Source organism: Chromobacterium fluminis, assembly GCF_011602385.1.
Classification (GTDB): Bacteria; Pseudomonadota; Gammaproteobacteria; order Burkholderiales; family Chromobacteriaceae; genus Chromobacterium; species Chromobacterium fluminis.
Genome location: NZ_JAAOMA010000015.1, coordinates 57213 through 80911, shown reverse-complemented (window position 1 = coordinate 80911; position 23699 = coordinate 57213). Strand labels below are relative to the sequence as shown.

22 protein-coding genes are annotated in these 23699 nt (G+C 61.5%); 13 read left to right on the top strand and 9 right to left on the bottom strand.

Annotated elements, in window-relative coordinates; all coding sequences use genetic code 11:
• Positions 1 to 86: 86 nt before the first annotated feature.
• The 5 genes from htpX to HA052_RS12370 all read left to right on the top strand — a co-directional run bounded on the left by htpX (position 87) and on the right by HA052_RS12370 (position 5991).
• Positions 87 to 968, top strand: a complete 882-nt coding sequence (htpX, locus tag HA052_RS12390; RefSeq protein ID WP_048414926.1) for a protease HtpX — start codon at positions 87 to 89, stop codon at positions 966 to 968.
• Between the two features lie 101 nt (positions 969 to 1069).
• Entirely contained in the window at positions 1070 to 2056 is a 987-nt protein-coding gene (locus HA052_RS12385; protein WP_166452157.1) for a TerC family protein, read from the top strand.
• 185 nt (positions 2057 to 2241) lie between these two features.
• Complete coding sequence (locus HA052_RS12380; RefSeq protein WP_081550016.1) at positions 2242 to 2961, top strand: response regulator; 720 nt, start codon at positions 2242 to 2244, stop codon at positions 2959 to 2961.
• Positions 2958 to 4409, top strand: coding sequence for an ATP-binding protein (locus HA052_RS12375; protein ID WP_166452156.1), 1452 nt, complete (start codon positions 2958 to 2960; stop codon positions 4407 to 4409). Before HA052_RS12380 ends, HA052_RS12375 begins: the two co-directional genes overlap by 4 nt.
• A 490-nt stretch (positions 4410 to 4899) precedes the next feature.
• Positions 4900 to 5991, top strand: coding sequence for a porin (locus HA052_RS12370; protein WP_166452155.1), 1092 nt, complete (start codon positions 4900 to 4902; stop codon positions 5989 to 5991).
• Positions 5992 to 6060: 69 nt separating this feature from the next.
• On the opposite strand, the gene HA052_RS12365 is transcribed toward HA052_RS12370, so the two are convergent.
• The gene (locus tag HA052_RS12365; RefSeq protein ID WP_166452154.1) at positions 6061 to 6981 is read right to left on the bottom strand and encodes a LysR family transcriptional regulator; all 921 of its coding nucleotides are present in this window, start codon (positions 6979 to 6981) and stop codon (positions 6061 to 6063) included.
• A 148-nt stretch (positions 6982 to 7129) separates the two neighbouring features.
• Between HA052_RS12365 and speB the strand changes: the two genes are divergently transcribed.
• Both speB and HA052_RS12355 read left to right on the top strand, forming a co-directional pair.
• Entirely contained in the window at positions 7130 to 8080 is a 951-nt protein-coding gene (speB, locus tag HA052_RS12360; protein WP_107798622.1) for an agmatinase, read from the top strand.
• A 70-nt stretch (positions 8081 to 8150) separates the two neighbouring features.
• A complete protein-coding gene (locus HA052_RS12355) occupies positions 8151 to 9518 on the top strand; it encodes a sodium:solute symporter family protein (RefSeq protein ID WP_166452153.1) in 1368 nt (455 codons plus the stop codon).
• Between the two features lie 18 nt (positions 9519 to 9536).
• Here the strand turns inward: HA052_RS12355 and HA052_RS12350 are convergent, their stop codons facing one another.
• Positions 9537 to 9842: a hypothetical protein gene (locus HA052_RS12350; RefSeq protein ID WP_166452152.1), complete on the bottom strand. Its 306-nt coding sequence runs from the start codon at positions 9840 to 9842 to the stop codon at positions 9537 to 9539.
• A gap of 12 nt (positions 9843 to 9854) precedes the next feature.
• Complete coding sequence (locus HA052_RS12345) at positions 9855 to 10718, bottom strand: hypothetical protein (RefSeq protein ID WP_166452151.1); 864 nt, start codon at positions 10716 to 10718, stop codon at positions 9855 to 9857.
• A gap of 503 nt (positions 10719 to 11221) precedes the next feature.
• Here HA052_RS12345 and HA052_RS12340 point away from each other — a divergent pair.
• Both HA052_RS12340 and dctA read left to right on the top strand, forming a co-directional pair.
• Positions 11222 to 11968 (top strand): FadR/GntR family transcriptional regulator, encoded by a 747-nt coding sequence (locus HA052_RS12340; protein WP_206118885.1) that lies wholly within the window; start codon positions 11222 to 11224, stop codon positions 11966 to 11968.
• A 114-nt stretch (positions 11969 to 12082) separates the two neighbouring features.
• A complete protein-coding gene (gene dctA, locus HA052_RS12335) occupies positions 12083 to 13402 on the top strand; it encodes a C4-dicarboxylate transporter DctA (protein WP_166452150.1) in 1320 nt (439 codons plus the stop codon).
• A gap of 217 nt (positions 13403 to 13619) precedes the next feature.
• Here the strand turns inward: dctA and lipA are convergent, their stop codons facing one another.
• The 4 genes from lipA to HA052_RS12315 all read right to left on the bottom strand — a co-directional run bounded on the left by lipA (position 13620) and on the right by HA052_RS12315 (position 16944).
• Positions 13620 to 14567, bottom strand: a complete 948-nt coding sequence (lipA, locus tag HA052_RS12330) for a lipoyl synthase (protein WP_166452149.1) — start codon at positions 14565 to 14567, stop codon at positions 13620 to 13622.
• Entirely contained in the window at positions 14564 to 15187 is a 624-nt protein-coding gene (lipB, locus tag HA052_RS12325) for a lipoyl(octanoyl) transferase LipB (protein WP_166452148.1), read from the bottom strand. Before lipB ends, lipA begins: the two co-directional genes overlap by 4 nt.
• A 16-nt stretch (positions 15188 to 15203) precedes the next feature.
• A complete protein-coding gene (locus HA052_RS12320) occupies positions 15204 to 15470 on the bottom strand; it encodes an HP0495 family protein (protein ID WP_107798628.1) in 267 nt (88 codons plus the stop codon).
• Between the two features lie 328 nt (positions 15471 to 15798).
• Positions 15799 to 16944 (bottom strand): D-alanyl-D-alanine carboxypeptidase family protein, encoded by a 1146-nt coding sequence (locus HA052_RS12315; protein ID WP_166452147.1) that lies wholly within the window; start codon positions 16942 to 16944, stop codon positions 15799 to 15801.
• A gap of 228 nt (positions 16945 to 17172) precedes the next feature.
• On the opposite strand from HA052_RS12315, the gene ilvA reads away from it, so the two are divergent.
• Together ilvA and HA052_RS12305 are read left to right on the top strand one after the other, a co-directional pair.
• Positions 17173 to 18702, top strand: a complete 1530-nt coding sequence (gene ilvA / locus HA052_RS12310; protein ID WP_166452146.1) for a threonine ammonia-lyase, biosynthetic — start codon at positions 17173 to 17175, stop codon at positions 18700 to 18702.
• A 63-nt stretch (positions 18703 to 18765) separates the two neighbouring features.
• Positions 18766 to 19413 carry an HAD family hydrolase gene (locus HA052_RS12305; protein ID WP_166452145.1) on the top strand — a complete coding sequence of 216 codons (648 nt, stop codon included), beginning with the start codon at positions 18766 to 18768 and terminating at the stop codon, positions 19411 to 19413.
• A gap of 64 nt (positions 19414 to 19477) precedes the next feature.
• Here HA052_RS12305 and HA052_RS12300 read toward each other — a convergent pair whose 3' ends face one another.
• Together HA052_RS12300 and HA052_RS12295 are read right to left on the bottom strand one after the other, a co-directional pair.
• Positions 19478 to 20608, bottom strand: a complete 1131-nt coding sequence (locus HA052_RS12300; RefSeq protein WP_166452144.1) for a M14 family metallopeptidase — start codon at positions 20606 to 20608, stop codon at positions 19478 to 19480.
• 141 nt (positions 20609 to 20749) lie between these two features.
• Positions 20750 to 21304, bottom strand: coding sequence for a phasin family protein (locus HA052_RS12295; protein ID WP_019101299.1), 555 nt, complete (start codon positions 21302 to 21304; stop codon positions 20750 to 20752).
• A gap of 199 nt (positions 21305 to 21503) precedes the next feature.
• Between HA052_RS12295 and phaR the strand changes: the two genes are divergently transcribed.
• Both phaR and HA052_RS12285 read left to right on the top strand, forming a co-directional pair.
• The gene (gene phaR / locus HA052_RS12290) at positions 21504 to 22070 is read left to right on the top strand and encodes a polyhydroxyalkanoate synthesis repressor PhaR (RefSeq protein WP_081550989.1); all 567 of its coding nucleotides are present in this window, start codon (positions 21504 to 21506) and stop codon (positions 22068 to 22070) included.
• A 302-nt stretch (positions 22071 to 22372) separates the two neighbouring features.
• The gene (locus HA052_RS12285) at positions 22373 to 23674 is read left to right on the top strand and encodes a tetratricopeptide repeat protein (protein WP_166452143.1); all 1302 of its coding nucleotides are present in this window, start codon (positions 22373 to 22375) and stop codon (positions 23672 to 23674) included.
• Positions 23675 to 23699 lie beyond the last annotated feature (25 nt).

Below are 23699 nucleotides of genomic sequence, written 5' to 3'. Positions count from 1 at the left end.
ATTTTTTCCGAGGAACGCAGCGTCTAGAATGCACTTTGTCGAGCGTTCCGCGGAATGCCGTCGAATTCAACGCAAAGGCCAACACCATGAAACGAGTCATCCTATTAATCGCCACCAACATCGCCGTGATGGTGGTGCTGAGCATTGTGGCCAGCTTGTTGGGGCTGAACCGCTACATGACGGGCAACGGCCTGAACCTGGGCACGCTGCTGGGCTTCGCCGCGGTGATGGGCTTTGGCGGCGCCTTCATCTCGCTGATGCTGTCCAAGACCATGGCCAAATGGAGCACCGGTGCGCGCGTGATTGAAACGCCCAGCAACGATACCGAACGCTGGCTGGTGCACACCGTGCAAAAGCTGGCCAGCCGCGCCAATCTGCCGATGCCGGAAGTGGCGGTGTACGAGGGCGAGCCCAACGCCTTCGCCACCGGCCCGAGCAAATCCAACTCGCTGGTGGCGGTGTCCACCGGTCTGCTGGCCTCGATGACGGAAGAAGAAGTGGAAGCGGTGCTGGCGCACGAAGTTGCCCACATCCAGAACGGCGACATGGTGACGCTGACGCTGATCCAGGGCGTGGTCAACACTTTCGTGTTCTTCCTGGCGCGCGTGGTCGGCTATCTGGTGGACAACTTTTTGCGCCGCAACGACGAAGAATCCAGCGGCCCGGGCATTGGCTATATGGTCACTGTGATCGTCTGTGAGATCGTGTTCGGCATCCTGGCCTCCGCCATCGTGATGTATTTCTCGCGTCAGCGCGAATTCCGCGCCGATGCCGGCGCCGCCACGCTGCTGGGTGGCGCGCGTCCCATGGTCAACGCCTTGCGCCGTCTCGGCGGTGTCGCCGCCGGCGACCTGCCGCAGAACATGGCGGCCTCCGGCATCTCCGGCGGGCGCGGCGGCCTGATGGCGCTGTTCTCCAGCCATCCCAGCATCGAGGAGCGCATCGGCGCGCTGGAGCACGGTCGTTAAGCTTTGATCCGCCTCCGCGTTAGCGGGGGCGGCGTTTGTGAGTTCAGGCCCCGGGGCGGTTCGCTCGGCCCGGGGCCTTTCTATTGTCGAAAGGAATGCTTATGGAATGGTTGAGCGCCGGCTTTGCCGGCTATCCCTTGTGGGTTTGGCTGATGTTCATGGCCATCGTGCTGGCCCTGCTGGCTTTCGATCTGGGCGTGCTGCACAAAGAGGAAAAGGAGATCGGGGTCAAGGAAAGCCTGATGCTGTCGGCTTTCTACATCGGCGTCGGTCTGGCCTTCGGCGGCTGGATCTGGTGGTATCAGGGCGCGGACGCCGGCATGCAGTATCTGACCGGCTATGTGGTGGAGAAGTCGCTGTCCATGGACAATGTCTTCGTGATGTCGCTGATCTTCTCCAGCCTGGCGGTGCCGCGCTTGTACCAGCACCGGGTGCTGTTCTGGGGCATTCTCGGCGTGATCGTGATGCGGGCCTTGATGATAGGCCTGGGCGCGGCGCTGGTGGCGCAGTTCCAGTGGGTGCTGGTTTTGTTCGGCCTGTTCCTGATCGCCACCGGGATCAAGATGCTGTTTTCCGACGACGAGCATGCGCCCATCCAGGAAAACCGCATGTATCAATGGCTGCGCGGCCACCTGCGGCTGACGCCGGACTTGCACGGCAAACAGTTTCTGGTGCGCGGCGAGGCGCATGGCTTGGCCCGTGGCTGGTGGGCGACGCCGCTGCTGTTGGCGCTGATCATGGTGGAGAGCGCCGATCTGGTGTTCGCGGTAGACAGCATTCCGGCCATTTTCGCCATCACTCAGGATCCGTTCCTGGTTTACACCTCCAACATCTTCGCGATCCTGGGCCTGCGCGCGCTGTACTTCGCGCTGGCGGCGATGGTGCATCGTTTCCATTATCTGAAGTACGCCTTATCGCTGGTGTTGGTGATGATAGGCGTCAAGGTGGGCCTGGTGTTCTTCAACGATGTGGGTTGGGTGGCTTTCAAGATCCCCACCGCTTGGTCCTTGGCGGCGACGCTGGGCTTGCTGCTGGCGGGCGTGCTGTATTCGCTGCACAAGACGCGCGACCAGAATCCCAACGATTGAGGCGGGCGCATAGTCAGCGCCGGAGCATGGCTCCGGCGGAGAAAGAGAGGCCGGCCACGCGAGATGTGCGTGGCCGGTTTTTGTAAACCTTGTGTAAACCTTTCTCATTTCCCCACGATTTCTCCCTCAGCCCTGCGGGCGGGCGCGGTATCCTAATAACAAAGCCGCAATGGAGATGAGCTGTTATGACTGTCGATTTGCCAAGACTGCTGGTGGTGGATGACGACCCCGATCTGCGCGATCTGCTGCGCGACTACCTGGGCAAGCAGGGCTTCGCCGTCGACGCCGTCGGCGACGGCCAGGCCATGCATCAGGCGATTGCCGCGCAGAACTACAATATGTTGATTCTGGACCTGATGTTGCCGGGCGAGGATGGCCTGACCCTGTGCCGCAATCTGCGCGAGCGCTCCTGCATGCCCATCCTGATGCTGACCGCGCGCGGCGACGAACTGGACCGCATCATCGGCCTGGAGATGGGGGCAGACGATTATCTGACCAAGCCGTTCAGCCCGCGCGAGCTGCTGGCGCGGATCAAGAGCATTCTGCGCCGGGTGTCGGATCAGCCGGCGAACGCGGCCAGCGTGCGCCGGCTGCGTTTCGCCGGCTGGATGCTGGACCTGAACGCCCAGCATCTGCTGGACGAGGCCGGGGTGGTCACTCCGCTGTCCGGCGGCGAATTCAAGCTGTTGCAGGCTTTGGCGGAAAACGCCAACGCCGTGATGTCGCGCGATCAACTGATGGAGGCGATGAACGGCAAAGAAGCCGGACCGTTCGACCGCACCGTAGATGTGATGATAGGGCGGGTGCGCCGCCGGCTGGGAGAAGACGCGCGCGAGCCCGTGCTGCTCAAGACCATACGCAGCGGCGGCTATATGCTGGCCTGCGAGGTGGAAGCGCTGAGATGAAGTGGTTGCCGCGCACATTGTATGGCCAGATTTTGCTGACCTTGGTGGGGGGCTTGCTGTTGGCCAACGCCTTGGGCATCTATTTCATTCTCAGCGACCGTGATCGCTTGAGCAATTCCTTGCGCGTGCAATACACCGCGCAACACATCGCCGACATCGTCAATCTGTTGGACGAGTGCCCAAGCAAATATCGGGAACAGGTGATTTCCGCCCTGAACCAGCCCACGCTGCTGGTGCGCATGGACCGGTTTTGGGAGCAGCCAGAAAATACGCTGAGCCGCCATGGCCGCTCGTTTCAGCAATTGATCAAGCGCGACCTGATCAAGCCTTATCAGCTGCAGGTGTTGTCCAAGCAGCAGGACTCGTCGGCGGGCGGCCGCGCGGCCTTGATCGATAGGGTGGGCGGTCTTGGGATGAAAAACTTCACGCCCACGCGGGACGCCGGCGTCGCCGGCTCCATTGTCAGTGAGGAGTTGACCGCGCTGGGCCCGCTGGCCGAGTTCAAGACCCACCTGGCCACGGTGCAGGCCAGGCTGAGCGACGGCACGGTGCTGACCTTCAACGCCTCGCGGCCCATTTCTCTGGCCGATCAGCCCATCCGCATCCTGGCCTGGCTGCTGCTGGTGGCCTTGACCGCCGCTATTCTGGGCGCCTGGGCGGTGCGGCAGCTGATCCGACCGCTGGGTCTGTTCGCGCAGGCGGCCCGGGGTCTGGCCAGCAATCTTAATCAGGCGCCCTTGCCGGAAACCGGTTCCGAAGAGGTGGCTGAAGCCGCCAGAACCTTCAACCGGATGCAGACCGAGTTGCAGCGCTTGCTGAAAACCCGCAATCAGATGCTGGCCGGCGTGTCGCACGATCTGCGCTTGCCCATCACCCGTATCCGCCTGCGTCTGGAAGGTTTGGCCGAATCGTCGGAAAAACAGGCGATCGAGCGCGACCTGCTGGAAATGGACCAACTGATCAATGATTCGCTGACCTATTTGCGTGGCGGTTGCGGCAGCGAGCAGGTGGTGAAGTTTAATCTCAACGCCTTGCTGGAAAGCGTGGTGGAGGATATGGAGGCCTTCGGCGCCGACATCCAGCTGCACAGCGAGCCGGTGGCGCCGGTGACCGGCAAGGTCGGCGCCTTGCGCCGCTGTCTGGGTAATCTGCTGGAGAACGCTCGCCGCTATGGCGGCGCGGCGATTGAAGTCAGCCTGCGGCAGCGGGAGGACTGGGTGGAGGTGCGTATTCAGGATCAGGGGCCGGGTATCGCTGAAGCCGACCTGGAACGGGTCATGGAGCCTTATGTGCGTTTGGAGGATTCCAGGGCGCGCCATACCGGGGGCAGCGGTCTGGGGCTGGCCATCGCGCGGGCGATTGCGCGCGACCACGGCGGCGACCTCAAGCTGAACAACCGGCCGCAAGGCGGCTTGTGTGTGCAATTGAGTTTGCCTGCTGGACATTAAACGCGTTGATCTTATGGCAAGCCGCGCTAGCGCGGCTTTTTTCTTGGCCTTTCGCCTGGAGATGATGGGGGAAAGTGCCGGGAGGTGGCTTTGTATCCGCCGAATTCTCAAAATTTACGATGTGTTCACACTCTATTTACATTAAAGCCGTATTGTAAATGGACATTTACAAAGTGATTGATTACAATCAGTGTCAGAATTCACTGATACAGATTCTTTTTCGCTTCTTTGAATTCGAGTCAAGTCTATCCAATCTTCAGCCCGCCGCGTGCGGGCATTTTTTTGCTCAAATGCTTGTGGTTAATGAATTTTAACAAGTTGATAGTGAAACTTCGCCTGAGTGTTCCAGTCTGATTGCCTGAAGTCTGATGTTGTTTTTTTGACACTACTGTTGTTTAATGACCACAAGTTTGCATGGCTAGTTGCAAATGTGAAACACAGCAACTAGTATTCGCTCACTTCCTAAGTAAACAAGAAGGATAGCCACATCATGAAAAAAAGTCTGATCGCTCTGATGGTTGCCACTCTGCCGGCAGCCGCTTTCGCCGACGTAACCGTGTTCGGTACCATCAAAGGCGGCGTTGAATACGTCGACAGCAGCAAGGGCACCAAGCAAACCAATATCGACGACCTGGGTTCCCGTATTGGTTTCAAAGGCAATGAAGATCTGGGCAATGGCCTGAAAGCCATCTGGCAAGTTGAAACCGGCTTCGGCATCGACGGCCAGAGCCGCACCGGCGAAAGCAGCGGTTCCTTCGCCAGCCGCGAATCCTTCGTGGGTCTGTCCTCCAACTTCGGTACCTTCCGTCTGGGTCACCTGGCCAACTACGGCGAGTCCGACATGGCTCAAGTTAACCCGTGGGAAAGCAGCAGCAACGCGCTGCAACTGAATGCCTTCACCCGCGGCGACGGCTATGTTAAGAACGCCGTGCGTTTCGACACCCCGGAATTCGCCGGCTTCAAGGCTGCCTTCCTGTACGGCACCAAGGAAGACAAGCGTGGTTTCATCGTTGATTCCACCAACCCGAACGTTGCTCAAAACAACGATCGCGAAACCTACAACCTGGGCCTGTCCTACGAGAACAGCGGCTTCTTCGGCAAGTATCAGTACATCCACGAAAGCCCGATCGTTGCCGGCCTGAACCTGAGCAGCAAGGCCAACAACAAGCACCGCATCGAAGCCGGCTACAACGCCAACAACATCTTCGTGGCGCTGGGCTATCGCAACGACAAGGGTGACGCCACTGTTACCCCGAAGTACTTCCTGGCTGATGCTGCCCTGGGTACTGATGGCAGCAAGTATGAGTCGCAAGAATACGCGCTGACCGCCGGCTACCAGATCGGCGCCTTCATGCCCAAGTTCACCTATGCTCAAGCTCGCGACATGAAAGTTGACGGCGTGAAGCAAGACGACAGCGGCTACAAGCAGTTCCTGCTGGGCGTTGATTACAGCCTGTCCAAGCGCACCACCGTGGGCGCTCAGTACGGCGAAATCAAGGCTGACAGCGCTTATCTGAAGAGCAATGGCCAGTCCACCGACAAGATCAAGGCCTTCGGTCTGAACGTCGTACACAAGTTCTAAGCGTTACGGGCTAGACGTAAAGCTGCGAACAGTTTGGAATGCCGCCCCTGGCAACAGGGGCGGCATTTTTCATGTTCGGCGCTCGGCAAGCGGCTCGCCGTGGGCGGCGACGAGGTCGTCGACGAAGGCCTGCAGCGTCGGATTGGGATGGCCGCGTTTGCGGGTGACCAGTTGGAATTCGGCCAGATAGCGCCAGCGCGCCGGGTCCAGCGCTCGCAGCAAGTCCCGCTCCGCCAGCGGTGCGGCATAGTGTTCCGGCAAAAAGCCCAGATGACGGCCGGACAGAATCAGGGCGGCGATCGCCTCCATATTGTCGGCGCGGGCGCTGATGCGCCAATCCGCCACCGGCAGCCCGGTGTCCGGCAGCGGATAGCTGCGCCAGGCCCAGTCGTGGGCGGCCAGCTCGGCGGGGCCAAGCGCGCCGGCCTGCGGGAACAGCGGATGGTCGCGGCCGCAGTAGGCCAGCTGCCGTTCGACGAATAGCGGCCGGTACTCCAGTTGGGGCGCGCGATGCCAGCAATAGCCGATGCCCAGATGAATCCCGCCCGACAGCAGCGCTTCCTCCAGGCCGCCCGGCGGCAACATGGACAGAATCAACTCCACCGCTTGCGGCCGCGCGCGAAAGCGCCGGATCGCCGCCGACAGCCGCGCATTGGCGCCCAGGGCGGTATGGCCGATCACGCCGATGCGCAATTGCCCGACCAACTGCCGGTCCAGCTGGCGGGCTTCCCGACAGAACAATTCCATCGATTCGGACAGCTGCCGGCTGGCGGCCAGCAGGCGCTCGCCCTTGGCGGTCAGCGCGAAGCCGCCGCGACCGCGCTCGCACAGCCTATAGCCCAGCCGAGTTTCCAGCGCCGCCAGCTGATTGCTGATGGTGGACTGGCTGATGTTCAGCGTGCCCTGCGCGGCGGAGACGCCGCCAGCCTCGACCACGGCCTGAAACACGCGGATCAGCCGCAAATCCATATTGCTTAAGGTGTTGAGCATGGGCCTCCGCGCCGGCGGCGCAATGAGTGGGCACCCGTTGATTAATACATTCATTTTCATCCATGTAAACCGTGGCGTTTGGTGATGTTAGCCGGAGAGGCGGCCGCATAGACTGCGTGATCCCATCCATCAAGACGCAGGAGGTCTTATGTCCGCCCCTTTGCTCAACCAACCGCTGAGCGGCAATGCGATGCCGCGTTTCGGCGGCGTCGCCAGCATGATGCGCCTGCCTCTGCGCGACAGCGCCGCCGGCCTGGACGCCGCCTTCATCGGCCTGCCGCTGGATATCGGCACCTCCAATCGCAGCGGCACCCGCTTTGGCCCGCGTGAAATCCGCAGCCAGTCGGCGCTGCTGCGCCCCTACAACCTGGGCAGCGGCGCGGCGCCGTTCGAACGGCTGCAAGTGGCGGACCTCGGCGATGTCGCCACCAATCCCTATAACCTGGCGGACAGCGTGGCGCGGATCGAGGCCGCCTACGATCTGGCGCTGCGGCACCCGGTGCGTTTGCTGGGCATGGGCGGAGACCACACCGTCACCTTGCCGGCGCTGCGCGCGCTGGCGCGCAAGCATGGCCCGCTGGGCTTGGTGCATGTGGACGCTCACGCCGACGTCAACGACGAGATGTTCGGCGAGAAGATCGCGCACGGCACCACCTTCCGCCGCGCCTGGGAGGAGGGGCTGCTGGCCGAGGGGCGGGTGGTCCAGATCGGTCTGCGCGGCAGCGGCTACGGGGCGGCGGATTTCGACTGGTCGCGCCAGCGCGGTTTTCGGGTGGAGACGGCGGAGCAATGCTGGCATCGCTCGCTGGCGCCGTTGATGGCCGAGGTGCGCGCGCAGCTGGGAGCGGCGCCGGCGTATCTGAGTTTCGATATCGACGGCATCGACCCGGCGTTCGCGCCCGGCACCGGCACGCCGGAGGTGGGGGGCCTGAGTTCGGCGCAGGCCTTGGAAATCGTGCGCGGCTGCCGGGGCCTGGATCTGGTGGGCGGCGATCTGGTCGAGGTGTCGCCGCCGTATGACGCCAGCGGCAACACCGCCTTGCTGGGCGCCAATCTCTTGTTCGAAATGTTGTGCGTCTTGCCTGCGCCGGCGCGCTAAGCCGCAATGATTCCATGCCCGCGAGCGCCGGAGAATGCGTCGCGGTTCCGAGAATTAAGAGGAGAACGAGATGAGCCTGGATCTATTGACGGTGGCCGCCTATATCGGCGCCATGTTGTGGCTGGGTTGGCTGGGCATGCGCCGGGCCAGCGACCGGGAGCAGTACCTGGTGGCGGGACGCAATCTGGGGCCGGTGATGTATATGGGCACGATGGCGGCGACAGTGCTGGGCGGCGCCTCCACCGTGGGCACAGTCCGGCTGGGCTACGTTTACGGCATTTCCGGCTTTTGGTTGTGCGCGGCGCTGGGCAGCGGCATTGTGGTACTCAATCTGTTTCTGGCCAAGCCGTTGCTGCGCTTGCGGGTTTTCACGGTCACCCAGGTGCTGGAGCGCCGCTATCATCCGCTGGCGCGCAAGGCCAGCGCGCTGGTGATGTTGTCGTACGCGCTGATGATCTGCGTGACTTCGGTGTTGGCGATAGGCACGGTGATGCAGGTGCTGTTCGAGCTGCCGTTCTGGCTGGCCGTCGTCATCGGTGGCGGCGTGGTGGTGATTTACTCGGCGATAGGCGGCATGTGGTCGCTGACCTTGACCGACATCGTGCAATTCGTCATCAAGACAGTTGGCCTGATGCTGGTGCTGCTGCCCATCTGTCTGTGGCGGGCAGGAGGCTGGGAGCAGCTGGCCGTCCGGCTGCCGGCGTCCGCGTTCAGCTTCGAGGGCCTGGGCTGGGGCACGGTGCTGACGTATTTCCTGATCTATTTCTTCGGCATTCTCATCGGTCAGGATGTATGGCAGCGGGTGTTCACCGCGCGCGACGACAAGGTGGCGCGCTATGCCGGCAGCGCCGCCGGCCTGTATTGCCTGTTGTACGGTTTGGTCTGCGCGCTGATCGGCATGGCGGCGCGGGTAGTGCTGCCGGAGCTGGAGAACCCTAACAACGCTTTCGCCGCCGTCGTCAAAGGGGTGTTGCCGGACGGCGTGCGCGGCTTGGTGATCGCGGCGGCGCTGGCGGCGATGATGTCCACCGCCAGCGCCGCCTTGCTGGCCGCGTCGACCACCTTGACAGAGGACTTGTTGCCGGGAGGAGGCGCCGGTTTGCGACGCAACCGGGCGGCCACCTTGCTGGCCGGGGCCTTGGTCCTGCTGCTGGCGATGCGGGTGAATGACGTGATCCAGGCGCTGACCCTGGCCTACAACCTGCTGGTGGGCAGTATGCTGGTGCCGTTGTTGGCGGCGATCTGCTGGCCGCGGGCGACGACTGCCGGCGCGGTGGGCGCCATGCTGGGCGGTTTGAGCGCGGCGGTGTTCTTCATGCTGCGGGACGGTCTGGACGCCAATACGCCGATTTATTTCAGCCTGCTGACCAGCGCCGGCCTGATGCTGGCGTTCAGCCTGGCGGACGGACGCGCGCGGCCGCGCCCGGCGCGGGAGTAGCCGCCCGTCGTTGGCCGTTCAGGCCAGCAGCTTGGCCACCGCGCTTATGGCCTTGGCGGTCAGCTTGATGGTGTCGCCCACGCGTTGCAGCTGCCGCCCGGCGTGATCGGCCGCCTCGGTCGCCGCTTGCAGCGCGACGATCGCGTTGCGGAAGTCGTCGGTGTCGGCGTTCAGATCCCGCGCGATCAGCGCCAGGGTCTGGTTGGCCAATTCATCCTGTTGCGCCAGTAAGGCGCGGCTGTCCGCGCCCAGGCTGGCGACGGCCAGATTGTTGATGCGGGATGCCAGGCCGCTGGCAAGCTCGGTGACTTGGTGGTTGTCCATATGCGGCCTCCTTTATTTAGCGGGCAGATCGCGATAAAAATTGCGCAGCCGCCTGGCCTCGGCGGCGAAGTCGCGCAGCGCTTGCAGTTTGGGTTGGGGCGTGTCCAGGCTTTGCAGCAACTGGCGGTTGGTATCGGGAAAGCCTTGAATCGCTTTGTCGCTAGCCTGCAGCGCGGCTTCGATCTGCTCGAATTCACGCAGCCGGTCGGAGATGGAGAGGTCAAACTGGTAGCGCTCCCAGCTGCCATAGGGCGGTCGGCTGAAATTGGCGTGACGCAGCAGGCTGTCCCTGAGCACGCTCAGGTAGCCGGGTAGCGCGCTCAAGACGCGGTGGCTGTTGAGGGCCAAGAGGTCTAGTCCGGGCTGGGCGGTGGCCATGGTGTTGCGCAGTGCGTTCTTGCGTTGGGTCGTTGTGAGTTGGTGGCCGAGCGCGTCGGCCGCTGTGGCCAGAATCTTGGCGGCGGTCTCGTCGCCACCGCGCAGTTTGAGATCCTGAACGCTGTCGGCCAAGTCCTGAGCGGCGGCGTCGACCCGGGACTCGGCCTCCCGGTCGCCGGCCAGACTGCGCAGGGTTCGGGCGTATTTTTCCAGCGCGTCCAGCGTCGCCTGAAGCTGGGCCAGGGCGGGGCCGAGGTCGTAGCTGGCGCCGTTGCCGGCTTGAGGGCGGAAGGTATCCGTGCGCAGCGGGGCGTTGGGCGCGGTAAGCACCGCGTTGAGTCGCGCATTCTGCTGGATGCGCGCAAAAGTACCGGCGGAGCTTTGCGTGACGCTGCGGGCGGCGTTGTCGAAATCGGCGAATGGCGTGTCCGGAGCGTTGGCGCAGGCGGCCAGCAGCGGCAGCAAAGGCAGCAGGCGAAGAAGGGGGCTGGTGGGCATGGCGCTGCTCCATCGGCAGGCGGGCGCTGACGCGACCGCGCGGTTTGCGGGATGAAACGTGCGCGGACGCTATGGCGGGCGCATGTCGTGGTATAGACGATCCGTTGTTGCCGCGAGCCTGTACCAATGATATGGCAATGAAAAGGGCGCTCCGGTACTCCCTTTGGTTTGGCCGTTTTCATCGTTCTATCGAGGTTGGCTAGGGTGGTTCCTTCACGCGTGAGCGCATCTAAGCATTAGCGCCGCGGGGGCGAATGACGAGCATATCGACATCTGAGCGCAGGCTTGGCAACAAGCTGCACAGGCCAGTCGATTGCCGGCGGCCCGCCAGAACTTCGGCGATGGCGAGTTCGGTCGCCCGGTGCGTTGCGGAAATGTCACCGGCGGCTATGCCGCAACTGGCTTGGTCGGAGGCGGTTTTGGGCGACGGAGGCGCGGCTTGATAGCGGGTAAAATACTGGTCTTACTGGTAATACCAGTTAGACCAGTGTAGTTTGCCGTTTATGACTAATCATGTTTTTGATCGCCTGACCGCCATGTTCACTTCTTCCAAACTGGGCGATGTCGCCGCCCGCAATATTCTTGATGCCATCAAGCGCGGTATTTGGCTGCCTGGAGAGATGCTGCCGTCGCAGCGCGATCTGGCAGAGCAGTTTGGCATCAGCCGCCCACCGCTGCGCGAGGCGATTTCGGTGCTTGAGGCCTTGGGTTTTGTCCGCTCCCATCCCGGCAAGGGGGTGTTTGTGCTTAGCACCGATCCCCAAGGCGAGCCGTTGGCGCCGCCGACGGTGCGTCCGGAGGACGTGTTTCAACTGCGTCTGGCGCTGGAGCCATTCGTGGTGGGCTTGGTCGCGCAGTCGATAACTTCCGAAGAACTGATGCAGTTGCGGCTAACGCTGCTGGATATGCGTGAGGCGCTGGCTGCGGGCGAAATGGCTGCGGTGGTGGAGGCGGATATTTTGTTCCACCGGCAGTTGGTGGGATTTAGCCGCAACCCAGTGTTCAAGCAGTCGATGGAGCAGGCCAGCGAGGCCATTGGTCACGCCCGCGCCATCATGCTGGCGCGACCGCAGGAGTTACAGGCGGCGTTGATTGAGAAAGAGGCCATTTTGCGGGCCATCAAGGCGCATGACAGCGCGGCGGCCAGCGCCGCCATGCAACAGCACATCATTCATGCTTGCGAACGCTTGGGGATTCCGGTTCGTGGCACGTCTGTCGTCTGGTCACAACAAGGGGAGGGTGGTACCTAAGCCAGTTGGATGTTGGAAGCCGTTTCCGGAAGGCCGCCGCGTCAACCGTCTTGGCCTGGATGACTTGTCTGGGCGGCTTCTCGCCATACCTCCTCATTAGGAGAAAGGGAAGCCATGCTGCGTTTGACTAAGAAGTCGTTGTTTGTACGAGTCATGATCGGACTTGTCCTCGGCATCTGCGCCGGCTTGTTGTGGCCGGAACAGGCTCTACAGTTGAAACCGTTGGGAGATGGTTTTATCAAGCTGATCAAGATGCTGATCGCGCCGATTGTATTCTGTGTGGTGGTGAGCGGGATTACCGGCGCCGGTGACTTGAAAAAAGTGGGCCGGGTGGGTTTGAAGGCCATTGTGTATTTTGAGCTGGTCACGACTCTGGCTCTGGCTTTGGGCTTGCTGTTGGCCCTGCATAGCAGCATCGGTCTGGGGATGAACGTGGATGTCGGCTCCTTGGATACCCAAGCGATGGCCGCCTACACCGATAGAGCCCAGGCTTTGCAGCATGGCAGCGCCTGGTCGTTTTTCATGAACTTGATTCCCGGCACGGTGTTTGGCGCGTTGGCCTCGGGCGATATCTTGCAGGTGTTGGTGTTTGCCTTATTGTTTGGTTGCGCCTTGAATCTAGTGCGCGATTCCGCTGGCGGAGTGATTCGGCTGGTGCATGAGGCGGGCCATGTGTTTTTCAAGCTGATCGGTCTGGTGGTGCAATTGGCGCCGCTGGGAGTGTTCGGCTCCATTGCCTTTACCACCGCCAGTTACGGGGTATCGTCCTTGCAGCAATTGGGTGGTCTGGTGCTGATGTTTTATCTCACTTGTGCTTTGTTTGTGCTGGTGGTGCTGGGGACGATTTTGCAATTGGCGGGTCTTAACATCGTAGCATTTTTACGCTATCTGAAAGACGAGTTATCGATCGTGGTGGGGACGGCCTCGTCCGACGCGGTGTTGCCGCAAGTCATGAGAAAGCTTGAACATCTGGGCATCGGCAATGCCACCGTGGGCCTGGTGATTCCCACCGGTTATTCGTTCAATCTCGATGGTTTTTCCATTTATCTTACCCTGGCGGCGGTGTTTATCGCCCATGCCACCAATACGCCGCTGTCCAATTACGATTTGTTGACCATTCTCGCGGTGTCGTTGGTGACCTCCAAGGGCGCGCATGGAATTCCTGGCTCTGCCTTGGTGATTCTGTCGGCGACTCTGTCGGCAATACCCGCCATTCCGGTGATCGGGTTGGTGTTGGTGTTGTCGGTGGACTGGTTCATGGGCATTGCTCGGGCGTTGACCAATTTAATCGGCAATTGCGTGGCCGCGGTGGTAGTGGCGCGCTGGGAGCGGGATATGGACTTGGAGCGGGCGCGCAATGTGCTGAGACGTAAGCAGGGTTATGAATATGTGGCAGAGCCGGCTGTCAGCGTCGGTTCCTTGGCGGATCGTTGAATCAGGTTTTAGCGGTGGTGGCTTTAGCGCGTCTCTGTTTTGGCGGGGAGCCATAGGCGTTGCGGATAGTTCGAACGGGGCAGCAATATCTGGGAGCCTTCCCCGGTTGATGTGCTGGAGAAGTCATAAAAAATGCCTGATCATGAATTTGATCAGGCATTTTTTTAGTTTGGCGTTCAGCGCACGTCAGCGTTGTTTAGCCGCATTAAAAGGTTACTTACACACCGGCCTCGTGCGCCTGCACGTCGGCGTGGTAGCTGGAGCGCACCATCGCGCCCACGGCGGCATGGACGAAGCCCATTTCATAGGCTTTTTTCTCGAACATCTTGAACACGTCCGGATGCACGTAGCGCAGTACCGGCAGGTGGCCGTCGGACGGTTGCAGGTACTGGCCTATGGTCAGCATGTCTACATTGTGGGCACGCAGATCGCGCATCACTTCCAGGATTTCCTCGTCGGTCTCGCCCAGGCCCACCATCAGGCCGGATTTTGTGCGGACGTCGGGGTTCTTGGCCTTGTAGTCCTTCAGCAATTGCAGCGAGTGTGCGTAATCCGAACCCGGACGGGCCTGCTTGTACAGTCGCGGCACGGTTTCCAGGTTGTGGTTCATCACGTCCGGTGGGGTCTGGCTCAGGATGTCGACGGCTACGTCCAGGCGGCCGCGGAAGTCCGGCACCAGGGTTTCGATCTGGGTGTTGGGCGACATTTCGCGCACCGAGTTGATGCAGTCGGCGAAATGCTGGGCGCCGCCGTCGCGCAAATCGTCGCGGTCCACCGAGGTGACCACCACGTATTTCAGCTTCATCGCGGCCACGCTCTCCGCCAGGTGGCGCGGTTCGTCCGGGTCCAGCGGGTTGGGGCGGCCGTGGCCCACGTCGCAGAACGGGCAGCGACGGGTGCAGATGTCGCCCATGATCATGAAAGTGGCGGTGCCTTTGCTGAAACATTCGCCGATGTTTGGGCAGGTGGCTTCCTCACAGACGGTGTGCAGCTTTTGCTCGCGCAGAATCTGTTTGATCTCGTGGAAGCGCTGGCCGTTGGGCAGCTTGGCGCGGATCCATTCCGGTTTTTTCAGCTTTTCGTCCAGCGGGACGATTTTGATGGGGATGCGGGCGGTTTTGGCCGCGCCCTTGTGTTTGACCCCAGCCTGGTTTTCCGGCTTCATGTCAGTTCCTTGGTGCTGTTCAGGAGGCGCTCCAGATGCGGCAGCAGCGTATCGGCGGCGGCGGCAAGGCTCAGCTCCACTCCCAGTTGTTTCAGGTCGGTCACCTTGAGGTTGGCGTAACCGCAAGGGTTGATGGAATCGAAAGGCTTCAGGTCCATGTCCACGTTGAAGCTGAGGCCATGGTAGACCGCGTGGTTCTTGATGCGCAGGCCCAGCGAGGCGATTTTGGCGCCGGCCACGTAAACGCCGGGCGCGTCCACATCGCCGTTGCCGTGGATGCCCAGTTCCGCCAGCGTGTCTATCACCGCCTGTTCGATGCGGCGCACCAGCTCGCGCACGCCTATGCCCATGCGTTTGAAATCCACCAACAGGTAAACCACCAATTGGCCGGGGCCGTGATAGGTGATCTGGCCGCCGCGGTCGGTTTTCACCACCGGGATGGCGGTGGTGTGCAGTAGGTGTTCCGGCTTGCCGGCCAGGCCCTGGGTGTAGACGGGCGGGTGTTCCACCACCCACAGTTCATCGGGGGTGTCTGCGTTGCGGGCGTCGGTGAACGCCTGCATGGCGCGCCAGGTTGGTTCGTAATCCACCCGGCCCAGATGTTTGACGATGCGCGACACGGCAATCTCCTGGCGCTCAGAGCACCATTTTCACCATCGGATGGCCGGTCAGCGACAGATAAATGTTGTCCAGCTGTTGACGCGAAGTGGCGGTGACGGTGACGGTCAGCGCGTAAAAGCGGCCGTTGGCGCTTTCGCGCAGCGTCACGTCGTGATCGGCCAGGTCGGGCGCGTTGACGCGGACGACCTCGGTGATGGTGAGGACGAAATCCTCGTGACGCTCGCCCATCACCTTGATGGGGAAGCGACAGGGGAATTCCATGAGTTCCTGTTTTTCAGACATATGCAATCAAATCCGCTAAGAACGTGTTTACGATTGCGCGAGCAAGAGCGAGACAAGGCGAAAACAGCTGAGGAAGCGGAGTGTACACACGGTACATGAGCATTTCGAAGCGGTTTTCAACGCTGTATCGCCGAAGCGCAGCAGATCGTAAACAGGTTCTAAAGACGCCGCACCCGAAACGGGCAAAGGTGCAGCAGCCAGTTGTACTGTAAACCGGGCCATCCGCGCCAATACATTTTACGGTCGTCTTTATTGCTAAAACGTCACATCATAATACAGCCGCGGCGTCCGGGCGATGCCCGGCGCCGCGATCAACGGCGGACGCCGTTTATTTCCAGCCCAGCATCAGCTTGATGCTGTCCCACAGCCGGCTGAAGAAGCCGCCTTCTTCCACTGCTTTCAAAGCCACCACCGGGCGTTCGAACAGCGGTTTGCCGTCCTGGGATACAACCAGCTTGCCCACCACCTGGCCGGCTTTGACCGGGGCGATCAGCGGCTGCATCGTGGTCAGGTCGGCCTTGAGCTTGGCGGCCTGGCCCTTGGCCACGGTGGCGTAGACGTCGCTGGCGAAGCCGATGGAAACGGTTTTGGCTGCGCCCTTGTAGATAGGCAGCTCGGACACCGGTTTGGCTCCGCTATACAGTTTGGGCGTATCGTAAAACTGCAAGCCGTAGTTGAGCAGCTTGGAGCTTTCCACCGCGCGCGCCTCCGGGCTGGCGGTGCCCACCACCACCGAAATCACGCGACGGCCATCGCGATGGCTAGTGGTGATCATGTTGTAGCCGGCGCTGTCGGTGTAGCCTGTCTTCATGCCGTCGACGTTGGGGTCGCGGTAGAGCAGCAGGTTGCGGTTGGGCTGCTTGATGTTGTTGTAGGTGAAGGACTTGATCGAGTAGATCGGGTAGAACTCCGGGAAGTCGCGGATCAGCGCGCCGGCCAGGATGCCCAGGTCGTGCACGGTAGTGTAGTGCTCCGGATTGGGCAGGCCGGTGGCGTTGCGGAACTGGGTGTTCTTCATGCCCAGTTTCTGCGCCTGCTGGGTCATCACTTGGGCGAAAACTTCCTCGCTGCCGGCGATGGCTTCAGCCAGCGTCACGCAGGCGTCGTTGCCGGATTGCACGATCATGCCCTTGATCAGGTCGTCGACCTTGGCGGGCACCTTGGGATCCAGGAACATGCGCGAGCCTTCGGTCTTCCAGCCCTTTTGCGACACCGTCAGCGTTTGCTCCAGGGTCAGCCGTTTTTCCTTCAAGGCTTTGAAGGTGAGGTAGGCGGTCATCAGCTTGGTCAGCGAGGCCGGTTCCACACGGGAATCCGGGTCGCGTTCGGCCAGCACTTGCCCACTGTTGAAGTCGGTCAGGTAATAGGCCTTGCCGGCGATTTCGGGCGCGGGCGGCAGAAAGGCGGCGGAGGCGAAAGAGACGGACGGCAGCGCGATCGCCGCTGCTGTGAGAATGCTGGTGAATGTTTTCATTGTTCCTATGGGCAACGCTGGGGGTTGAGGTCCAAATAGTAGCCGTTGATTATACACGCGGATTGCCGTCCGGTTGCCGCGAAGTGGCGATTTTCTGCGAGCGGGGCAGGCGGAGCCGTTGCGATACCGCAATGCAACAATCCAATATTATCAAGGCTTCCCGTCTGCTTGGAGTTCCTGCTACTCTGGCAGTTCAAGCAAAATAATGATCGGGACAAAGGCTTTGCCATGCAAGAGAAGCAAGACTATCTGGAACGCATCCTGACGTCGCGGGTTTACGACGTCGCCATCGAAACGCCGCTGGAGTTGGCGCCCAATCTGTCGCGCCGCTATCGCAACACGATTCTGCTCAAGCGCGAGGATCTGCAGCCGGTGTTCTCTTTCAAGCTGCGTGGCGCCTACAACAAGATGGCCAAGCTCAGCGCGGAGCAGCGCGCGCGCGGCGTGATCACCGCCAGCGCCGGCAACCATGCGCAGGGCGTGGCCTTGTCCGCCAGCCGGCTGGGTTGCGAAGCCATCATCGTGATGCCGGTGACCACGCCGCAGATCAAGATAGACGCGGTCAAGCAATACGGCGGCCAGGTGGTGCTGCATGGCGATTCCTTCAACGAGGCCTTCCATCACGCCAGCTCGCTGGCGGCGCAAAACGGCATGACTTATATTCCGCCGTTCGACGATCCGGATGTGATCGCCGGCCAGGGCACCATAGGCATGGAGATTTTGCGTCAGCATCCGGACGGCTTGAACGCGATCTTCGTCGCCATCGGCGGCGGCGGCCTGGCCGCCGGCATCGCCAGCTTCATCAAGCGGCTGAAGCCGGAGATCAAGGTGATAGGCGTGCAGCCGGTGGATTCCGACGCGATGCGTCAATCCATCGCCAAGGGCGAGCGCGTGGAGTTGAAGGACGTGGGCTTGTTCGCCGACGGGGTGGCGGTGAAGCTGGTGGGCGAGGAGACCTTCCGTATCTGTCGCGAATTGCTGGACGAGATCATCCTCGTGGACACCGACGCCATCTGCGCGGCGATCAAGGACATTTTTGAAGACACCCGCTCCATCGTGGAGCCGGCGGGCGCCTTGGCGGTGGCCGGCGCCAAGGCTTACGTGGAGCGGGAAGGCTGCGTGGAGCAGACTCTGGTGGCGATTTCCTGCGGCGCGAATATGAATTTCGATCGCCTGCGCCATGTGTCCGAGCGTTCCGAGCTGGGGGAGCGGCGCGAGGCCATCATCGCGGTGACCATTCCGGAAAAGCCGGGCAGCTTCAAGCGCTTCTGTACCGTGATCGGCGGCCGCAACATCACCGAGTTCAATTATCGCTTCGCTGATCCAGGCACCGCTCATGTTTTCGTCGGCGTGCAGATCAGCGGCAAGCCGGATCTGGAGGGCATACTCGCCAGCCTGAACGCTCACGAGTTGGAGAGCATTGATCTGACCGACAACGAGTTGGCCAAGCTGCATATCCGCCATCTGGTGGGCGGCCACGCGCCGCAGTTGAAGGACGAGCGGGTGCTGCGCTTCGAGTTTCCTGATCGCCCCGGCGCGCTGATGCGTTTCCTGGAGGCGATGAGCGTGGACTGGAACATCAGCCTGTTCCATTATCGCAATCACGGCGCGGATTACGGCCGCGTGCTGGTGGGCATTCAGGTGCCGTCCAGCGACGACGCCGAGTTCCAGCGCTTCCTCGATAATCTGGGCTACCCCTATGTTGAGGAAACCCAGAATCCGGCCTACAAGCTGTTTCTGGGCAAGACCATACGTTGAATCGGGCCGGCGGGCTGCTCGTGGTCGGCAGCCTGACGTCGCGCTCCTTCATTGAAGCGAATCATGATCAAGGCAGTTCTATTCGATCTGGACGGCACCTTGGCCGACACCGCGCGCGATCTGGGCGCCGCGCTCAACCGCCTGTTGGCCGAGGAAGGCCTGCCGCCGCAGCCGTACGCGGCGGTGCGGCCCATCGCCAGTCACGGCGCGCGCGGGCTGGTCAGCCTGGGTTTCGGCATCGACCGCGAACATCCTCGTTTCGAGGAGTATCGCTTGCGCTTCTTGGATCATTACGAGCACAGCTTCGCCGACGAGACTGTGTTGTTCGACGGCGTCAACGGCCTGATCCAGGGCTTGATGGACAAGGGATTGCTGTGGGGCATCATCACCAATAAGCCGATGCGCTTCACCGACCGTTTGGTGCCGTCGTTGCCTTTTATCACGGCGCCGGCGGTGACGGTCAGCGGCGACACCGTGGGCGTGCCCAAGCCGGACCCGCGGCCGATGCGTTATGCGGCCGATCAGATCGGCGTCGAGCCCGAGCATTGCCTGTACGTGGGCGACGCCGAGCGCGACATCGCCGCCGGCCGCAGCGTGGGCATGAAAACGGTATTGGCCAATTGGGGCTACATCGCCGACAGCGACCGGCCGGCGGAGTGGGGCGCCGACATCGCCATTGATCATCCGCTGCAATTGCTGGATCACGTTTAAGCGGCAATGGAAATGAAAAAAGCCACGGTGATCCGTGGCTTTTTTGGTTTCGGCCTGGTGGTTCTCAGGCGCGCAGGTTCTGCGCAATCGCATAGATGGGCGACAAGGCCGCCTCGCCCAGGCGCAGGCTGCGTTGTCCGCTCCAGCCGAAGTCGTCGTCCGGCAGATTGGCGTTGTCCTTGAACGGCATTTCCAGCGTGAAGGCGAGACAGCCGAAGTTTTCACACACCCAGTTGGTGGCGATGGTCATATTGGCCTTGCCCGGCGCGTTGCGTGGGTAGCCGTGCTCGGTCTGGTAGTCCGGGCTGGCCAGCAGCAGGTGGTGGCGGAATTGGTCGGCCAGGGCCTCCAGGCGTTCGTTCCACGACGGCACGCCCTCGGTGCCGGCCAGGAACACATAGGGGATGTTCTCGTCGCCGTGGATATCCAGGAACAGGTCCACGCCGGTTTCCTGCATCTTGTTGCGCACCGCCAGCACTTCCGGGCTGGTCTCCGCGTTGGGGGCCGCCCATTCGCGGTTGAGGTTGGCGCCGGCGGCGTTGGTGCGCAGATTGCCCAGCACCGAGCCGTCCGGGTTCATGTTAGGCACCACGTAGAAGGTGGCGCGGTCCAGCAGCGCGCGGCTGGTGGGGTCTTGCGGGTCCAGCAGGCGATTGAGCAGGCCTTCGATGAACCATTCAGCCATGGTTTCACCGGGGTGCTGGCGGGCGATGATCCAGATTTTCAGATCCGATTCCACCTCGTGGCCTATGGTCAGCAGATTGATGTCGCGCTGCTGCACGGTAAAGCCCAGATCGCTGACCTGGCACAGGCCGGAGCCTTGCGCCTGGCCGATCAGGTTCAGATGCTGATCGTAGGAATAGGGTTCGAAATAAGCGTAGTAGATGCTGCCGGACAAAGGCACGTGATCTATCGTCATCACCCCGTTTTCGTAGTGGGTGGGCACGCGGAACCAGTTGATGCGGTCGTAGGAGGCCATCGCCTGGTAGTCGATCCAGCCATCCGGATAAGCGCTTTCGCCGGCATTCAGAAAGTTGAAGGTGCAGTGCTGATAAGCGGCGCCTTGCACGCGGAAGTAAAACCACTGGGCGAATTCGGCCGCATTGTCGCGGCGGATGCGCAGTTGGATGTCTTCGTAGTTGTCGGCGGAGACGATCTCGATGCTGCCGGCGTCAAAATTGCTGCTGATTTTCATGCGCTGAACCTAATTGGTTTCCTGAAACGTGCTTAAGGCGCAGATTGTAAACCTGTCGCCGCTCACATGCCATCCTCCGGCGCAAGGCAAAGAAAAACCCCGTCGGCTGGACGGGGTTGTGCTTTAGCCTTCAAACTGCGTTTAAGCGGTGGGCGCGCGCTTGCTGGCGGTCTTCACGGCATCGGCGGTGGCGCTGGTGGCGGCCTTTACGCTGCTGTCGGTGAACTCCACCACTTGCTGGGCGGCTTTGCTGAAGGTGTTGACCGCGGCGGCGGCGGCGGCCACCGAGCTTTTCACCGCGTTCAGCGCGGCGTCGGAGCCGGCCGGGGCGTTTTTGGCCGCGGACTCGATCGCGCCGATCAACGACTTGTTGAAGCTGCCCAGATTTTCTTCGGCCAGCTTGGTCAGTTCGCTTTGAGCGGAGGAAACGATGTCGTACAGATTGCGGGAGTTGGCCAGAGCGGTGTCGATGTTCTGGGTGGCCAGCTTGTTCAGATGGCTGACCGCTTCTTGCGGGTCGGTCACGCCGCTCAGCTGTTTGGCGATTTTGACGTTTTCTTCCAGCGACTGCTTGGAGATTTCCAGGTTCAGCTTGACCAGGCGCTCGGCGCTATCCAGAGTGATTTGCGAAAAGCGGAAAATGGTTTCCAGACCGTTGAGGGACAGCTTGTTCAGTTGCTCATTGCTGATGGACATAATGTATTCCTCGGCTGTGGGGTGAGACCTTAAAGGAGATAGTCTGAATCAAAAATTTTGCACTGCACAATGACGACTAAATGTATCATGCATTGCAGCAAAATTGGGAGCATTGACTGAAGATTTACTCTAGCGTGTTGTATTTATGATAAATTGCCGGCACACGGCACACCGTACCAAAATAAACCGGGAGCGTTACATGAGTGTTGAAAAGCGGGTCATCAAAAAGTACCCGAACCGCCGGCTGTACGATACCGCCACCAGTTCCTACATCACCTTGGGGGATGTGAAGCAATTGGTGCTTGATAATGTGGATATTCAAGTCGTCGACGCCAAGAGCCAAGAGGACATCACCCGCAGTGTGCTGTTGCAGATCATCCTAGAGGAGGAGAACGGCGGCATGCCGATGTTCAGCTACGAGGTGCTGACCCAGTTCATCCGCTCCTACGGCCAGGCCATGCAGGGCATGATGGGGCCCTTCCTGGAGAACAATCTGCAACTGTTCGCCCAGCTGCAGCAGAAGATGCAGGAACAAACCCGCGCGATTTACGGCGACAACACCATGTTGAACGCTAATCTGTGGGGCGAGTTCATGAAATTTCAGGGGCCGGCAGTGCAGAACATGATGGCCAATTACATGGAGCAGAGCACCAGCATGTTCCTGGATATGCAGAACCGGATGCAGGAACAGACCAAGCAGCTGTTTGGCGGCTTCGGCTTCCCGGCTTACAAGCAGGACGGCGAGGACGACAAAGACCCGTCCTAAAAACCTGTTTAGGATCTGCCGCGCTTTGGCGATGCGACGTTAAAAACGGGGTCGGAAAGCGCATGTGTTTTCCGAAGCTTCGCTAAGCGCACCAAAGATTGAACAGAGGCGGCCGGTTGGAACGGCCGCCTGTCCGTTTCCATCCGCCGCTCCCCCGGAGAGCTTGCCATGCTTATCCCCGCATGCTGGATGCCGGCCGCCGTTGACGGCGTCTCTTTCTCTCGCGCGGCGTTCGCCGCGTTTCGTTTTTCCCTGTTCTCAATGGATGATTCGAGCCGGCTGGGCCGGCAAGGTGCCGCGACATGTCCGCCGAGGCCTTGAACGCCTGCTTGCGAGAGGCGCAGCGCAGTCACCTGGAGGGAGACTGGGCGGAGGCAGAGCGGCGTTATCGCTCCTGCTTGTTCAATTGGCCGGCTTGCGCCGCCGCCAAATCCTTCCTGGCTTTCCTGTTGCTGCAGACGCAGCGTCCTGAGGAGGCTGAATCTTTGTTGAGCGAGGCGATTTCTGCGGAAACAGACCATGCGGACTGGTATTTCAGCCTGGGCATGGCGCAGGCGCGTCAGGGGCGCGCGGGCGACGCGAGGCGGGCTTTCGCCGCGGCTGCGGAGCTGGACGGCGGACAGCCCATGTATTGGACCAACCTGGCCGCCGCCTGCGAGCAGGACGATGATTTGGCCGCCGCGGAACGGGCTTGCCGGCACGCGCTGGCGGTGGACGGGGCCTGCGCCGACGCGCACTTTCTGCTGGCCGGACTGTATTTGCGCCAGGAACGCCATGCCGAGGCGCGGCGCCACAACGCGCTGGGCATCGTGGCGCGGCCGGCCGAGCATGGGCCGATTGCGCGCATAGAGGCCTATTGCGAGTTGGACCGGCGCGACGAAGCCTTGGCCCTGCTGCGCGTCTGGCTGGCGCAGGCGCCGGACGATCCGGTTGCCTTGCATCTGCTTGCCGCCTGCGGCGGAGCGGAGCCGCCTCCGCAATGTAGTCCCGAGTTCATCCGGCGGACTTTCGACGCCAACGCCGAGGCGTTTGACGCGACCCTGGCCAGCTTGCGTTATCAGGGGCCGCAGTGGTTGGCGCAATGCCTGAAGCGACTGGGGCCGCCAACGGCCGCTCTGGACGCGCTGGATCTGGGCTGCGGCACCGGGTTGGCCGGCGCTGCGCTGCGGCCGTACGCACGCCGTTTGCAGGGCGTGGATCTCAGCGGCGAGATGCTGGGGCGCGCCGTGGACAAGGGCGTGTACGACGTCTTGACTCAAGGCGACATCATCGAATTCCTGATGGAGCAGCCTCCGGCTCGCGATTTGATCTGCTGCCTGGATACTCTCAGCTATTTTGGCGATTTGGGGCCGGCCTTAAACTGGATGGCGCGCGCGCTCAAGCCGGGCGGCCTGTTGCTGTTCAGCATCGAGCGCGCGCCGCGGCCCTTGCCCGAAGGCCACCAGCTGCAGCCCTGCGGGCGCTATCTGCATGATCCGGACTGGGTGGAGGCGCAACTGGCGGCGTGCGGGCTGCTGCTGATGGAACGACAGGACATGATGTTGCGGGAGGAGGCGGGGTGTCCGGTGCCCGGCGCTTTTTACTGCGCCGAACGCTTGGACTGAGCCCGTCTGTTTACGTTTTGTGAGC

What these genes read in the sequence shown, in the direction of transcription:
- HA052_RS12365 (WP_166452154.1), bottom strand. Translation starts at nt 6,981, where the DNA reads ATGCTCAACACCTTAAGCAATATGGATTTGCGGCTGATCCGCGTGTTT.
- htpX (WP_048414926.1), top strand. Translation starts at nt 87, where the DNA reads ATGAAACGAGTCATCCTATTAATCGCCACCAACATCGCCGTGATGGTG.
- dctA (WP_166452150.1), top strand. Translation starts at nt 12,083, where the DNA reads ATGCTGCGTTTGACTAAGAAGTCGTTGTTTGTACGAGTCATGATCGGA.
- HA052_RS12320 (WP_107798628.1), bottom strand. Translation starts at nt 15,470, where the DNA reads ATGTCTGAAAAACAGGAACTCATGGAATTCCCCTGTCGCTTCCCCATC.
- ilvA (WP_166452146.1), top strand. Translation starts at nt 17,173, where the DNA reads ATGCAAGAGAAGCAAGACTATCTGGAACGCATCCTGACGTCGCGGGTT.
- HA052_RS12285 (WP_166452143.1), top strand. Translation starts at nt 22,373, where the DNA reads ATGTCCGCCGAGGCCTTGAACGCCTGCTTGCGAGAGGCGCAGCGCAGT.
- HA052_RS12300 (WP_166452144.1), bottom strand. Translation starts at nt 20,608, where the DNA reads ATGAAAATCAGCAGCAATTTTGACGCCGGCAGCATCGAGATCGTCTCC.
- phaR (WP_081550989.1), top strand. Translation starts at nt 21,504, where the DNA reads ATGAGTGTTGAAAAGCGGGTCATCAAAAAGTACCCGAACCGCCGGCTG.
- HA052_RS12375 (WP_166452156.1), top strand. Translation starts at nt 2,958, where the DNA reads ATGAAGTGGTTGCCGCGCACATTGTATGGCCAGATTTTGCTGACCTTG.
- HA052_RS12345 (WP_166452151.1), bottom strand. Translation starts at nt 10,718, where the DNA reads ATGCCCACCAGCCCCCTTCTTCGCCTGCTGCCTTTGCTGCCGCTGCTG.
- lipA (WP_166452149.1), bottom strand. Translation starts at nt 14,567, where the DNA reads ATGAAGCCGGAAAACCAGGCTGGGGTCAAACACAAGGGCGCGGCCAAA.
- HA052_RS12355 (WP_166452153.1), top strand. Translation starts at nt 8,151, where the DNA reads ATGAGCCTGGATCTATTGACGGTGGCCGCCTATATCGGCGCCATGTTG.
- HA052_RS12305 (WP_166452145.1), top strand. Translation starts at nt 18,766, where the DNA reads ATGATCAAGGCAGTTCTATTCGATCTGGACGGCACCTTGGCCGACACC.
- HA052_RS12380 (WP_081550016.1), top strand. Translation starts at nt 2,242, where the DNA reads ATGACTGTCGATTTGCCAAGACTGCTGGTGGTGGATGACGACCCCGAT.
- HA052_RS12350 (WP_166452152.1), bottom strand. Translation starts at nt 9,842, where the DNA reads ATGGACAACCACCAAGTCACCGAGCTTGCCAGCGGCCTGGCATCCCGC.
- HA052_RS12370 (WP_166452155.1), top strand. Translation starts at nt 4,900, where the DNA reads ATGAAAAAAAGTCTGATCGCTCTGATGGTTGCCACTCTGCCGGCAGCC.
- HA052_RS12315 (WP_166452147.1), bottom strand. Translation starts at nt 16,944, where the DNA reads ATGAAAACATTCACCAGCATTCTCACAGCAGCGGCGATCGCGCTGCCG.
- HA052_RS12385 (WP_166452157.1), top strand. Translation starts at nt 1,070, where the DNA reads ATGGAATGGTTGAGCGCCGGCTTTGCCGGCTATCCCTTGTGGGTTTGG.
- HA052_RS12340 (WP_206118885.1), top strand. Translation starts at nt 11,222, where the DNA reads ATGACTAATCATGTTTTTGATCGCCTGACCGCCATGTTCACTTCTTCC.
- speB (WP_107798622.1), top strand. Translation starts at nt 7,130, where the DNA reads ATGTCCGCCCCTTTGCTCAACCAACCGCTGAGCGGCAATGCGATGCCG.
- HA052_RS12295 (WP_019101299.1), bottom strand. Translation starts at nt 21,304, where the DNA reads ATGTCCATCAGCAATGAGCAACTGAACAAGCTGTCCCTCAACGGTCTG.